Annotated in this window: 12 protein-coding genes; 1 reads left to right on the top strand and 11 read right to left on the bottom strand. The window is 46.4% G+C overall.

The features are described from left to right. Nucleotides 1-159: 159 nt before the first annotated feature. From AC4E8D_RS09125 to AC4E8D_RS09075, 11 genes are all read right to left on the bottom strand, one after another. Nucleotides 160-1,113 (bottom strand): 4-hydroxy-3-methylbut-2-enyl diphosphate reductase, encoded by a 954-nt coding sequence (locus tag AC4E8D_RS09125; protein ID WP_076209170.1) that lies wholly within the window; start codon nt 1,111-1,113, stop codon nt 160-162. 67 nt (nt 1,114-1,180) lie between these two features. Beyond that, nucleotides 1,181-2,641 carry a sensor histidine kinase gene (locus AC4E8D_RS09120; protein WP_237176203.1) on the bottom strand — a complete coding sequence of 487 codons (1,461 nt, stop codon included), beginning with the start codon at nt 2,639-2,641 and terminating at the stop codon, nt 1,181-1,183. Nucleotide 2,642: 1 nt separating this feature from the next. Beyond that, nucleotides 2,643-3,332 (bottom strand): response regulator transcription factor, encoded by a 690-nt coding sequence (locus tag AC4E8D_RS09115; protein WP_076209172.1) that lies wholly within the window; start codon nt 3,330-3,332, stop codon nt 2,643-2,645. Nucleotides 3,333-3,506: 174 nt separating this feature from the next. After that, nucleotides 3,507-5,168, bottom strand: a complete 1,662-nt coding sequence (locus tag AC4E8D_RS09110) for a S1C family serine protease (RefSeq protein WP_490206109.1) — start codon at nt 5,166-5,168, stop codon at nt 3,507-3,509. 147 nt (nt 5,169-5,315) lie between these two features. Beyond that, nucleotides 5,316-5,978 carry a response regulator gene (locus AC4E8D_RS09105; protein ID WP_017689597.1) on the bottom strand — a complete coding sequence of 221 codons (663 nt, stop codon included), beginning with the start codon at nt 5,976-5,978 and terminating at the stop codon, nt 5,316-5,318. An 18-nt stretch (nt 5,979-5,996) separates the two neighbouring features. Continuing rightward, complete coding sequence (locus AC4E8D_RS09100) at nt 5,997-7,022, bottom strand: HAMP domain-containing sensor histidine kinase (protein ID WP_091032721.1); 1,026 nt, start codon at nt 7,020-7,022, stop codon at nt 5,997-5,999. Between the two features lie 3 nt (nt 7,023-7,025). Continuing rightward, nucleotides 7,026-8,054: a cell wall-active antibiotics response protein LiaF gene (liaF, locus tag AC4E8D_RS09095; RefSeq protein WP_490206108.1), complete on the bottom strand. Its 1,029-nt coding sequence runs from the start codon at nt 8,052-8,054 to the stop codon at nt 7,026-7,028. A 185-nt stretch (nt 8,055-8,239) separates the two neighbouring features. Further along, nucleotides 8,240-8,455 (bottom strand): hypothetical protein, encoded by a 216-nt coding sequence (locus tag AC4E8D_RS09090; protein WP_221822994.1) that lies wholly within the window; start codon nt 8,453-8,455, stop codon nt 8,240-8,242. A gap of 111 nt (nt 8,456-8,566) precedes the next feature. Beyond that, nucleotides 8,567-9,106, bottom strand: coding sequence for a 3D domain-containing protein (locus AC4E8D_RS09085; protein ID WP_156946116.1), 540 nt, complete (start codon nt 9,104-9,106; stop codon nt 8,567-8,569). A 428-nt stretch (nt 9,107-9,534) separates the two neighbouring features. Then, nucleotides 9,535-11,472 (bottom strand): threonine--tRNA ligase, encoded by a 1,938-nt coding sequence (thrS, locus tag AC4E8D_RS09080; protein ID WP_221822992.1) that lies wholly within the window; start codon nt 11,470-11,472, stop codon nt 9,535-9,537. A 415-nt stretch (nt 11,473-11,887) separates the two neighbouring features. After that, nucleotides 11,888-12,832, bottom strand: coding sequence for a putative sporulation protein YtxC (locus tag AC4E8D_RS09075; protein WP_221822990.1), 945 nt, complete (start codon nt 12,830-12,832; stop codon nt 11,888-11,890). Between the two features lie 180 nt (nt 12,833-13,012). Here AC4E8D_RS09075 and AC4E8D_RS09070 point away from each other — a divergent pair, with 180 nt between their 5' ends. Continuing rightward, the gene (locus AC4E8D_RS09070) at nt 13,013-13,417 is read left to right on the top strand and encodes a hypothetical protein (protein WP_221822988.1); all 405 of its coding nucleotides are present in this window, start codon (nt 13,013-13,015) and stop codon (nt 13,415-13,417) included. The last annotated feature ends 99 nt before the right edge of the window (nt 13,418-13,516 follow it).

The raw sequence follows: 13,516 nt of genomic DNA, 5'->3' as shown, positions 1-13,516 counted from the left end.
TAGTTCTCTTATTGCGTCAAGGTACACATTCCTTATCCATATACAAAAAGAACCCTGCTCCACAGGCTCCGACATTCGGATCTGCGTAACAGGATTCTTCTCATTCACATCTCGTTTTTAATTCACATACACTTAGACTTACTTTTACATTAGCTGCGCCTAAGGTGTACGTGTTTTTTCTCTAACTGGAGGCAGCAGTTTGCTCATGTTCACGGTACGTTTGATTTCCCACGTCTCCGGCTTGTCATGTTCATACTGCTCCAGGTAAAGGATGACTTCCTTCGTGATCGGTGTTGGTGTTGATGCACCCGAAGTAACCGCCACCTTATTTACACCTTTCAGCCATTCTTGCTGAATCTCGGAAACATCGGATACACGGTAGGCCGTAACACCCGCAATCTCCTCCGACACTTGTGCCAGACGGTTAGAGTTATTGCTGCGAGGATCCCCCACCACGATAACCAGGTCCGCTTGACCTGCCTGTTCAGCAACAGCTTCCTGACGAACCTGAGTTGCGAGGCAAATTTCATTATGAATCTCAGCTCCCGGAAACTTCTCCAGCAGACGGCTCATAATGTGTTTGATATCCCACTGGCTCATCGTTGTCTGATTCGTAATAAGGATTTTGCCTGAAGGTACGTTCAGTTCTTCGATCTCTTCTTCCTTCTCGATCAGATGAACGAGGTCTGGCGCAACGCCAACAGCACCTTCTGGTTCAGGATGATTCCTTTTACCAATATAGATAATCTGATAACCTTCTGCTGTCTTTTCGCGAATGAGATCATGTGTCTTGGTCACATCAGGGCATGTTGCATCCACTGTTGTCAATCCTTTGTCCCGTGCCAGCTTACGCACTTCAGGAGATACACCATGAGCTGTAAAAATAATCGTGCCACTCTCCACTTGGCTCAAAATATCCATCCGGTTCGGACCATCCAATGTAATAATACCTTCATCTTCAAAGGAATCAGTCACATGTTGGTTATGCACAATCATACCCAATATATAAATAGGTCGTGGTAAATCCAGATTGCGTGCCGCTTGACGCGCGAGCACCATCGCATCCACAACGCCGTAACAATATCCCCGCGGCGAAATTCGTAGTACTTCCACTTGGTTGCCACCCGCTTTCTTTCTCGGCAACGTTGCCGATGTAATTGCAGTCCTGTCTATTATACCTTTATTCGATAGGCGGAGCAAAGACAACCGGCAACCAGATAATAAAGGTGGTTCCTTCTCCACGTCTGGTCACAACCTCAACCGATCCATGGTGTTCCTCAATAATCCACTTCGCAATCGAAAGTCCCAGACCGATGCCCGGTGTAGCCCCGCGGGATTCATCTGCCCGATAGAAACGATCAAAGATGAACGGCACTTCGTCCCGATCCATCCCAATACCGGTGTCGCTGATGCGTAGTCCCACCTGGCCCTTGTATAATACAGCATCCAGCGTCACAGAGCCTTCAGGTGTGTATTTAAAAGCATTTTCGATGAAAATAAACAGCATCTGTTGCAGATAGTCCTTGCTACCGTTCACATAAATGCCGTTAAGGATGGAAAAATCTCCTGGAAGCCAGTCTGCCTGACGATCCAGAAATTGTGCTCTGCGTGCCACTTCCTGTACGAGAATCTGCAGCGGGATCGGATTCAGTTCAATTTTCTGACCCGTATCCGCTCTCGCCAGCGATAACATGTCGCTGATCAGCCTGCTCATACGTTTTCCCTCGTCCGCCATGTCTTCAATGGCTTCCAGCGACATTTGCTTGACAGTCTCCTCATCCAGATTCGGTCGGTCGGTTCCCTCCTGATCCCATAACTTCTTCAGGAAGTCCACGTTCCCGCGTATGGTGGTCAGCGGTGTACGAAGTTCATGTGATGCATCGGATACAAAGCGGCGCTGGGCAGCATTCGTCTCCTCCAAACCGCGGAATGACAATTCTGTACGTTCAAGCATATTATTCACCGTTTCAATCAGACGCCCGATCTCATCCTTTGGCCCCGCATATTGAATACGTACACTTAAGTCATCTCCCGATTGAATCTGATTCGCAGCATCAATGACATTCACGAGTGGACGCATCGACTTGCGGGCCAGAACAAGACCTGAGGTTATAGCCAATGCCATCGCTACCAGCCAGCCAAAAACTAAAATATTAAGCAACGCTTCCAGCAATCTCTCCTGTGAACTTACATTGGCTCCTACCTGAAGAATTCCACGTACTTCATTGGTACCTTGAAGAGAAAGGGGAAGCTGATTCACCAGAAACGGTGTACCGTCCACATAGATCTTAGATATGCCACGCTCTTTAAGTATCTCATTGGCTTTTAGTACCGGAAACTGAATCTGCAATTTCTCCATATTACCGGAAATTCTGCCAGAACGACTCTGATAATCCCAGAGTTGAATATAGATTTGTGCCTCCTGAAGCTGACTCTCTGTAAATGGGTCCAGATCCAGCGACTGTGAAAGAGGATTAACACCGATCTGCTCCGTAATCCGGGTACTCTTCACCTTCAATTGCTGTTCGACTTCCTGATAGGAGTTAAAATAAACAAAGGCATAGATTACAACGCCCCAAAAGATCAGAACAGCCGCCAAAATGCCAGAATACCATGCGGTTAGTCTTAACCGAATGGACATATTAAGAGTCACCTCTCAGAATATAGCCGGCTCCCCGGATGGTCTGGATTAGACGCTTGCCACCGTATTCTTCGGTCTTCTGTCTGAGCATGGCAATGTACACTTCAAGCACGTTAGACTCACCGCTGTAATCATAACCCCAGATTTTATCCATAATCAGATCACGGGACAGTACCCGTCTTGGATTTTGCATGAACAGATTCAACAGTTCGAATTCTTTGGCAGTCAGCTCCAGACGCTGCCCATCTCGCAATACTTCACGTGAGTCATTGTCCAAAATGATATCTTCATACATTAAGCGGTTGTCCGGCGTACCCCCATTATCAGACTTGCGGCGCAGCAATGCGCGGACACGTGCCAATAATTCTTCCAGCGCAAAAGGTTTTACAAGGTAGTCATCGGCTCCCGTGTCCAGTCCGGTCACTCGGCTCTGTACTTCATCCTTGGCCGTCAGCATCAGCACAGGTACTTTGCTGCCTGCTTCTCTCAATCTGCGACATACCTCAAATCCGTCAATCTGCGGCATCATCACATCCAGCACAACGATGTCCGGCTCCTTGTCCATCAGTTTGCTGAGGCCTTCAGCTCCATTGGAAGCCGTCTGTACCTCATATCCTTCAAAAGCCAGCCCCCGGCGGAGCATGGATACAATTTTTTCGTCATCATCCACAATCAAAATAGTTGAGCGCATGGTCTTTCTCCTTTATCCTAACGTTTTATCCCATTGTAACAGGCAGAAGCACAATCTGCATCTTCAAGTAGGCGGTCTCCATTCCGTACTGGTCCATTGTAACCTTGCTCCATCAGGGCAAAAAAAACGGAAGGGCCTTCAAACCCTTCCGTTCTGTTAATCCTTGACCGATATTTATGGTTGCTGCTGTTGTGTACCTGTTGTTTGTGAAGTATCAAAATCATTTTTGTTTCCGATTTTGATTTTCAGATCCATTTTCTTACCGTCACGCACCACGTTTAATGTCACTTCACTGCCGATTTCCTGTTTCTTGATAAAATCAATCAGATCTTGACTTGTGGCGTAAGGGGTACCGTTCGCACCTGTAATGATGTCATATGCACGAAGATCTGCTTGGTAAGCCGGCGATTGGAAGATCGTGCTGGCTACAACTGAACCTTCGGTCACATCTGTTCCCATTTGTTTAGCGACTTCAGGTGTGAGAGCCATCAGAGATGCACCGATAAAGGGTACTGGCTCTTTGGGAACTTCTTTGTTCTCTTTAAGATATTTAACCGCTTCAGAGATGACACTTGATGGGATCGCAAAACCAATCCCTTGTGCGTCTGCGCTTACTGCAACGTTCATACCGATAACTTCCCCGTTCAGATTAAGCAACGGACCACCGGAGTTACCCGGATTAATCGAAGCATCTGTTTGCAGCAAATGGCTGTACTCACGTGTTTTTCCTGTTTCTTCATCTGGAATGCTGATTGTACGTTCTTTGGCACTCAGTACACCTGCTGTAACCGTGTGTTCGAATCCTTCAGGGTTACCGATAGCTACAAGCCACTCACCGACTTGAGTACTATTGGAATCACCCAGTGGAGCTACAGGGAACGCATCGTCACCACTGTTTTTCTCAATTTTCAATACAGCCAAATCCAGATCAAAGCTGCTTCCCAGCAGTTTAGCTTCATAAGGCTTGCTGTTGTTCTCCAGGGTTACCTGGATTACATCTGCACCCTGTACAACGTGTTGATTCGTCAGGATATATCCTTCTTTGTCAAAAATGAACCCCGAACCAATGCCCATAGGCACAAGCTGATTACTGCTTTGTGGTTGCTGGCTTTGGCCTTGATTGCCTTCCGTTCCGCCCCCATTACCAAAGAAGTATTGGTACAGCGGATCACTTGTATTCGATCCACCCTGACCCAATCCTGTACGTGAGGACTGCTTCGCGAGTGTTTCAATTTTAACGACAGCCGGACTTGTACTTGTTACTACGGAAGACACATCTTCTTTGCCTGTTGGCAGTAACGACGCTGTGACATTGTTGCCTCCGCCTGTGTTTGTGGATGCTTCCTGTCCTGAACTTTGATTGTCCGTGTTCGTAAGTGCCGTCTCCGGTGTGAACATGTTTGTTCTATCAGCTGTGTACATGAGAACAGTGATGACCAGCATACCGGCAATAAAGGAAAATAGAAGTGATCTTACGGAAGAACGCGGCTTGCGGTTATTATAGTTCCAGTTGCCTTTGCCGCCATTCCCTTGATCTCCACCGTTACCTGAGCCGTTTCCGCCGCCTGATGATCTTTTCGCTTGTTCAGATGATTCACTATTATAGTAAGTAGGTACGGGTCTCACCGGATCAGGTTTTGTAATCTCTACATTTCCTTCTTCACGCTGATTAGTGCTTCCCATGTGATTTGCTGTATCTTCCTGATTCACGGACTGAAAAGGTCCATAAGAATAATAATAGGAGGATTCGTCCGTTCCGGAAGAATTGCGGTTCTCCGTTTGTTTGGTTTCGTTTTCCTCGTCTTGACGGTTCGATCTATAGTTGCGTTCGTCCATGCCTCTCTACCTCCCAATCTCTTATTCCCAAGAGATATTCTTTAACTGTTCTTATTTTGTACTTTAAACCTTAACCGTACCTTAAAAACAATTAAAAAGGAGATAAAAGCACGTAAGAATACATTCTTTTCCCCGTCATGACAGCATTTACCCTTTCGTTTTCACCCAACCCTGACGATGCGCATAGATGGCCAATTGTGTACGATCGTCCATCTCACATTTCATCAGCAGGTTGCTCACATGTGTTTTGACGGTTTTGATACTGATATGTAATTCTTCCCCAATGTCTTTGTTGGTCTTTCCCTCTGCAATAAGTAGCAACACTTCCTTCTCCCGTTCAGTCAGACCCGATTCACTCTCTCTCGCTGTACGTTGTCTGATTCCCCGGGTTAACGCCTGCGACACATCACCTGTCATAACAGGCATGCCTCTATAGGCCCCTTGAAGAGCATAGATCAGTTCTTCAGCAGAGACTGTCTTCAGTACATAACTTACCGCACCCGCTTCAATCGCTTGCACAACCAGATCATCCTCCAGGAAACTGGTGAGCATCACAATTTTCATCCCTGGAAATTCAGTCATGATGGCTTTTGTTGCTTCAGCGCCATTCATTACCGGCATCATCAGATCCATCAGGATCAGATCCGGCATTTCACTATCGTTTAACTTACGCAACTGATCAAGCGCATCCTGCCCGTGGCCCGCTTCCCCCATCACATGAAAAGTAGGTTCCAGCATCAGATACGTTTTCAGCCCCATTCGAACCATGTCATGGTCATCCACAATCATTACGTTTACTTTCCCACTCATTGCGTCTCCCCCTCTAGTTCATTCAGATACATTAGGAAATTTCGGGATCAATACCCGTACCGTCGTTCCCGCTCCCGGCTTTGATATAATCTGAACTTGCCCCCCAAGCTTCTCCGCCCGTTCACGCATGGTAGATAACCCGTATGAACCCGGACGCTCCGCTTGCTGCAAAAATCCCTGACCATCATCGCTGATGCTCATACTGATCTGATGTTCACTCTCTCGTATGGATAGACTAACCACTCCCGCCTCTGCATGCTTCACAACATTGGCAACTGCCTCCTGAATAACAAGAAACAGCTGGTGCTCAATGGCATCCGAGATTCCGCCATCCAGTTCCAGCTCTTTCACACCTTTAAGACCATTCTGCCTGCAATAATCAGGAAACCAACTATCCAGTGCTGCGGTGAGGTCACGCCCTTCCAGCTCCACCGGTCGAAGTTGGGCAATAAGTCCTCGCATCTGACGCTGTGCAATATGTGACATCTGGATTAACTGGTCCAGTACTTTACCGCCATGTTCAGGATTCATCTCCAGCAGACGAGGTAAGGACGAAGCCGACATATGCATGGCAAACAGCTGCTGGCTAACCGTGTCATGGAGGTCCCTTGCCATTCGTTTGCGCTCTTCAAGCACAGCCCGCTCCGAGGCTTGCTCCTTCTCAATGACTTCCTGCTCACCGAGGCGCTGAAGCAGTCTCATCTTTTTCTCAATTGAATCCATCATGACATTGAATTCCTGATAGACACGACCAAACGAAGCATCATCCGCTTCAGGCATGCGCACCGCCAGATTACCCTTGGATACTTTCAACATGTTGAGATCAAGCAGATCGATCTTGCGTTGGAGTCGTAATGCAGCGATATATCCGGTGATAACGGTGGCCAGCACAACAACGGCAACATAGGTCCATGCCCGCTGACGACCAGCCCCCATCAACACCTCTCCATACAATAGATAGAATCCGCCCAGCGTAATCAGACCGGTTAGCGCAAAATACATCATCAGTTCCCATTTATTGGCCTTGAGAATGGTTCGAATCATGCGTTAACCCACCTTATTCACTTTGACGTCTCCGATAAACACACTTACAATAATCCGTACCTTTTTGCTTGCTTCATGGTAATGGGCAGTTTCAGCCTGGGCACTACTCAGGAATCCGCCGCGTTTCTGGTTCAACAGTGACATATCTCCAATGAAGGAATTAGTCGTCACCGTCACACCCAGATCCATATCTTCTGGAACAAATACTTTCACATCCCCAATAAATGAAGAAATGACAATTTTCGTCTCACCGTATGGAATCTGTGCTTTGGTCAAATCAATTACGGTATCTCCGATAAAAGCCGAGATGTTCATGGGTTTCAACGAGAACACTTCCTGTCCCATGTACAAATCCCCTATGAACGCTGATTTATTAATGGTATTGCCACTGCCATAATTCCCATAACCATTTCCGTACCTATCACCATAATGTTCTCCATATCCGGTATCGTTAGAGTTATACGATTGATGTTTCTTCTTATATTGATGCCCTTGTGATGATGAATCCGTTGATCCTGTGAAATGAGGGCCATGTGCATCGTTCTTCTGTTCCTGTTTTGGTTTGCCAAATGTTTTCTCGAACTGTTCGTCAAACGACGACGGCATCTCCAGATCCTCCGGAGACAACGGTTTATAAGGTTGCTCAGGTGCTGGAGGTGGCTGCATCTTGTCATGATGTTTCCGATCACGACGTCGTGGACCAATCAGTACAAATAATCCTCCGCCAATCAGCATAACCGGGATCAGATAACGGATAAACTCACCCATGGAGTAATCAATCCATCCCAGGTTACGGGCTAGAAAATACCCACCGATCGCCAGTACAATTATCGGTCCAATAAAGGCGTAACCCCCATTGCGACGAATCTCGGAAATTCCTTTGACCCCCCACCAGATTAGAAATAACGGCCAATATGTTCTGAAAATATATCCTACATCAATGTCATATCCCAATTGTCTGAACAAGATCATCGCACCAATAGCAATAAGAGGTATGCCAACCCACCAGCGGTCACGCGTCGATCGTTTCATCGCTCATGTCTCCTTTGTCTGTATTATGTATCCAGTGTAACTCAGACAAGACAATGAGAACAGCGGCGGCAGATGGAATTCATCTCGGTCTCGAGACTGAGATGGGAGGGTATTAATGTAAAAAACTTCGCATATGTAAAACACCCCGGAGCTGCTGCTCCAGGGTGCTGAATCTTTATCTTCAATTATTTCTGGAATTTCCCTGCACGGCCTTGGTTTGTTTGACCCGTGTTTTCTACACCGAACTCGGCATTGAATTTTTCATCAGGTGTTTGGAAATTATCTTGTACTTTGTTTTGAGCGGATTGTTTCACTTTAGCTGCTGCATTCTCTTCTCCAAACTCTGCATTGTACTTCTCGTTTGGCGTTTGGTACCCTTGTCCTTGTGATTTCTTAGCCACAACGAATCACCTCTCTCTTCATATTTACGTTGCATTGCTGCACCGCGGGGTTCGTCCCCAGTCAATATTATGTGAAGAGAGCACTTCAGTTATTCATGTGACCAGGTGAAATTATATGGCCTTGTCCAGCCAGGAGTCCGGTACGGATTTGTACACATCAATCGCATCGGCCAACTCGCTGAGCATCTTTTCTGTACACTTTCCAGCGCCTTGCCTGATCACCTGTACCTCCACATCCTTTTTGCCCCACTCTTTGTACACTTGCTTGGTTGTCGGGAAATACAGATCGATCTTATGGCCTTTGATCGCCGAACCGGTATCTGCAACAATTCCGTAGCCATAGCCCGGAATATACAGAATGGAACCCATCGGGAACAATTTTGGATCAGCTGCAATCGTGGAGACCGTTTCTTTATCACGGCGTACTTTGACACCAGAATACGTAATTCCATATTGAGGATGTTTAGGCCCTTTTCCTGTAGACTCCACTCCTGCCGTATATCCCGTTGCTGTAACCTTTTGTGTACCAAGGATTTGTTCTGAACGCGGAGCAAGCACCGGCATAGACGGATCTGCCACTTGTTTTTCTGGAAGTTCAGGTCTTGGAATGACCATTGGTTGTGGTGACCACAATAAAGCCATATAAACCATGGTCGTCAGCTGGGCCTCATCGCTGTATTGATGGCTGACCTGTTCTGGAAATTCTTGATCCGACTTGCTCGAAGTTTCAATAATCGGACCTTCACTGCCGCTGCTCTGACTCTCGACATGCAGTACTGTACTTTCCTCTTCAAATGTATAGGCATCCGCCTGATTCAGGTTAATCATCATTCCGGCGAACATCACACAGCCAACCAATAAACCCCGTATATGTTTCTTTTGAATTGAGAATTGCTTTTTCATTGTATAACCTCCCCCTCACTGCAAAGGTTTTCCAAAAAGCAATTAATCTATACTTTTTACTGCAAACACTACGAAAAAACGCCTGAATAACATAGGTCAATCCCATGTTATCCAGGCGTTATACAGAGTGATCAGCGCAACTTATGCACTGGTTATCCGATAGATCATTTGTTCATTTATACCAAACGTGTTGCGATTTCTTCTTTCAATTGAGCGATTATTTCATCGACCGGTTTCATGCCCAGATCGCCTTCTCCACGCTTACGCACGGATACTGCTTCTGCATTACGCTCATTCTCACCAACTACAAACATATAAGGCATTTTCTCAAGCTGCGCCTCACGGATTTTATATCCAAGCTTCTCATTCCGCAGATCGGCTTCAGCAGAGATTCCCGCACGTTTCAGCTTCGCTTCCACTTCACGCGCATAATCGTCGAAGTTTCCGGATACCGGGATCACTTTTGCCTGTACCGGAGACAACCACAATGGGAAAGCTCCTGCAAAGTTCTCCAGCAAGAATGCTGTGAAACGTTCCATTGTACTAATTACACCGCGGTGAATAACGACCGGACGATGTTTCTGTCCGTCATCTCCCACATATTCAAGTTCAAAGCGCTCAGGCAACAGGAAGTCCAGTTGAACCGTAGACAATGTCTCTTCTTTGCCCAGGGCTGTTTTGATCTGTACATCCAGCTTCGGACCGTAGAATGCCGCTTCACCTTCAGCTTCATAGAAAGGAAGATCAAGTTCTTCCACAACTTCACGCAGCATGCGTTGGGACATTTCCCACATCTCGTCGTTCTGGAAGTATTTCTCGGTATCCTTCGGATCACGATAGGACAGACGGAAACGGTATTCGTTAATACCAAAATCCTTATACACTGTTTGAATCAACTCGATAACACGAGCAAACTCTTCTTTGATCTGGTCCGGGCGTGCAAAAATGTGTGAGTCGTTCAGTGTCATTGCACGTACACGGTGCAGACCTGTTAATGCCCCCGACATTTCATAACGGTGCATCATGCCAAGCTCCGCAATACGGATTGGCAGATCACGGTAGCTGTGCATGCTGGACTTGTACACCATCATATGGTGAGGACAGTTCATTGGGCGCAGAACGAGTTCCTCGTTATCCATAACCATTTTCGGGAACATATCTTCCTGGTAGTGCTCCCAGTGTCCAGATGTTTTGTACAATTCCACGTTACCCAGAACCGGTGTGTATACATGCTGGTATCCCAGGCTTTCTTCCAGATCCACAATATAACGCTCCAGAGTACGGCGCAGCTTCGCGCCGTTAGGCAACCAGATTGGCAGGCCTTGACCGACCAGTTGGGAGAATGTGAACATTTCCAGCTCTTTACCCAACTTGCGGTGATCCCGTTTGCGAGCTTCTTCAAGGAAGTGCAGATGCTCGTCCAGCTGTGCTTTTTTCACAAAAGCCGTACCATAGATACGTTGAAGCATTTTGTTTTTGCTATCTCCACGCCAGTAAGCACCCGCGACATTCATCAGTTTGAACACTTTGATTTTGCTAGTCGATGGTACGTGAGGACCACGACACAAGTCGAAGAATTCACCTTGCTCATAAATCGTAATCACGCTGTCCGCTGGCAAATCACGAATCAACTCAAGTTTGTAAGGATCGCCCACTTCTTCAAACGTTTTGATCGCGTCCTCGCGGCTAACTTCCTTACGTACAATTGGCAAGTTCTCGTTCACAATACGTTCCATTTCCTTCTCGATCTTTTGCAGATCTTCAGGATTGAGCGCATGTTCGAGGTCCATATCATAGTAGAAACCATCTTCAATGACAGGGCCGATACCGAGGCGTACCTCTTTGTTACCATATAAACGTTTCACTGCTTGAGCCATCAAGTGAGCTGTACTATGACGCATCACTTCAAGTCCTTCTGGTGAATCCAGCGTTACGATCTCCACCAATGCTCCCTCATGAAGTGTTGTGGACAAGTCCACCACGATGCCATCCAACTTGCCGGCTACGGCATTTTTGCGCAATCCGCTGCTAATTGAAGCGGCTACATCCTCAATGCTGCTGCCATCCGCATACTCACGTACCGAACCATCCGGTAATTTAATGTTCACTGCCATTTGTCTCATTCCTCCTGTTAATGTAACCTTCGAGTCCAGATATTTATGGACTGATTATCTATTGCTATTCCAGTCATTTTGCAAAGGAACGCAAAAAACACCCGTCCCGGCAAAGGGACGAGTGTTATATACTCGTGGTTCCACCCTAATTCAGCTGATTCATCCATATTCGGAAATACAGCCCTCATTGGCATGACGATAACGGGCATGACCCGGCAGATCCTTACTCGCGGATAATCCCCCATAAAGGCGATATTCTAACTCCACTTTCAAAATTGCAGCTACAAAGGGGTAAACCATACGTGATATCCGGAGGAAATTCCAGCCTAGGTTCCTCTCTCTGCACCGATCTTGCGTGTGGTTGTTGTCTTTGTCAACGCTTTTGGTTCAATGGTTCTCATGAAAAATTCATGGATCAACAGTTATTATAATTGCCGAGATCACTTGCGTCAAGACCTGTCAACAATCCTGAGCGCAGCACTTCGCATTCCGGGCAATGATGACATATTTGCACTTTGTCTTCAAAGATCTGGCATATGGTCGAGATGATTGGCAGATCCGGGGTGCGTGTATGGAGCATGACCTTCTCAGGAGAGATCGAGATGAGTGTACTTACAATCATATCTTCAATATCCATCTCCAGTTCCAGACCCGGCATTTCCACAACAACCTGTTCATCCTTTTGCACAGGTAACAGATTAAGTCCAGCATCCAAGACCTGAAATTCATGCATTCCCTTGTGTACAAGATGAACTAGTGGTACTTTGGCTTCTTGAAAAAACACAAAATATTTTAACAGCCCCATAAACTCTTCATACTGCCGATCCATCCAGAACTCATCGAGTGCATACTCCACTAATTCCTGAAGTTCCTGCTTATATGGCCGTATACGGAAATTGATAATACCTTCAAGGTGAAAAAAGTGAACATCCTCCAGGTCTTGCCGTAGTCCACTGGCTAACGTAGTACGGCGGCGCTCCCGAAGTCCGGGCTGATCCAGATCACCATTTAATAGAAGTGGCATGCAGATTCGATTGACCTTCTCCACCTCATGCTCATCCATGACAGAACATGCCTTGGCGATCATATCCTCCACCATGCCTCGTTCTTGTGTCTCCATAATGAAGTCGGCGAGTCCAAGGGAGAGCAGATCACTGATCCGGGGAAGCCATTGTTGGAAGTCTTCGTGATTCTCATTCCCTCTACACACCCAGGTTGCTCTTCCATCATTATGTTTGAAGGTGAGCCGGAAACCTCTTTTATTTATATGTAAACCTTTGGTTTTTTCCTTGACACAACGATAAAATTGATCCGCTTCCTCTTGCCCCGATACATCGGTCCATACAGCAAACAGTTCCACAAGAATCACTCCTTTCCTTCCTGTTCAAAGTATATGGCAAGGCCGATGGGGATATACGAAGCGGATTGATGGAAAGCGTGTCATGATTTCTCAGTATATTATGAAGAGGTTTGGAGTTAAGACAAAAATGTGTTATTATTTTAATAACAGTATGTTTCACGGAAAAGGAGGGAAGCCAAAATGAGACAACAACCTAGAATACTCCACTACACTATCATTATCATTTTGTGCGTTTTCCAAGCCTTGTGCTTCCCTATTCCGATGCAGACCGAATCTGCCGTTGGGGTGTCTGTAGAAGCAACTTCCAACAAGGAAGTGCTGTTGCAAATACCCGAATCCCAGCAGAAACCTGTCATTCGCAAATACCCACAAGTCATGTCCAAGCTGATTGCGGTTACGCATAATAAGCCTGTCTTTCTTGTCCTCGCATTGGTATTGATGCTGCGAATCCCTACAACGGGTCTGTCCTTTAAACCGTGGTATTGTCTGTTTAAACGCAGATTATTTCTGCTACCTATTAAGTTTACCAGCATGTATGTATCCCTCACCCCTATAGCACCAAAATACGTGAACGCTCTTCACTAGCCGTTACGACGTATTACAGGTTGCTTTTGCATGGAGACACCTCTGTATTTATAAGACGGTGTGCTTGTGCATAACTTATAACCCTTTAAGCACACGTTA

The organism is Paenibacillus sp. SRL342 (genome assembly GCF_984798905.1).
This window is presented reverse-complemented; position numbering and strand designations above follow the sequence as displayed.

Coding starts and splice junctions, on each gene's coding strand:
- AC4E8D_RS09115 (WP_076209172.1), bottom strand. CDS start 3,332: ATGCGCTCAACTATTTTGATTGTGGATGATGACGAAAAAATTGTATCC.
- AC4E8D_RS09105 (WP_017689597.1), bottom strand. CDS start 5,978: ATGAGTGGGAAAGTAAACGTAATGATTGTGGATGACCATGACATGGTT.
- liaF (WP_490206108.1), bottom strand. CDS start 8,054: ATGAAACGATCGACGCGTGACCGCTGGTGGGTTGGCATACCTCTTATT.
- thrS (WP_221822992.1), bottom strand. CDS start 11,472: ATGGCAGTGAACATTAAATTACCGGATGGTTCGGTACGTGAGTATGCG.
- AC4E8D_RS09070 (WP_221822988.1), top strand. CDS start 13,013: ATGAGACAACAACCTAGAATACTCCACTACACTATCATTATCATTTTG.
- AC4E8D_RS09110 (WP_490206109.1), bottom strand. CDS start 5,168: ATGGACGAACGCAACTATAGATCGAACCGTCAAGACGAGGAAAACGAA.
- AC4E8D_RS09085 (WP_156946116.1), bottom strand. CDS start 9,106: ATGGTTTATATGGCTTTATTGTGGTCACCACAACCAATGGTCATTCCA.
- AC4E8D_RS09100 (WP_091032721.1), bottom strand. CDS start 7,022: ATGATTCGAACCATTCTCAAGGCCAATAAATGGGAACTGATGATGTAT.
- AC4E8D_RS09120 (WP_237176203.1), bottom strand. CDS start 2,641: ATGTCCATTCGGTTAAGACTAACCGCATGGTATTCTGGCATTTTGGCG.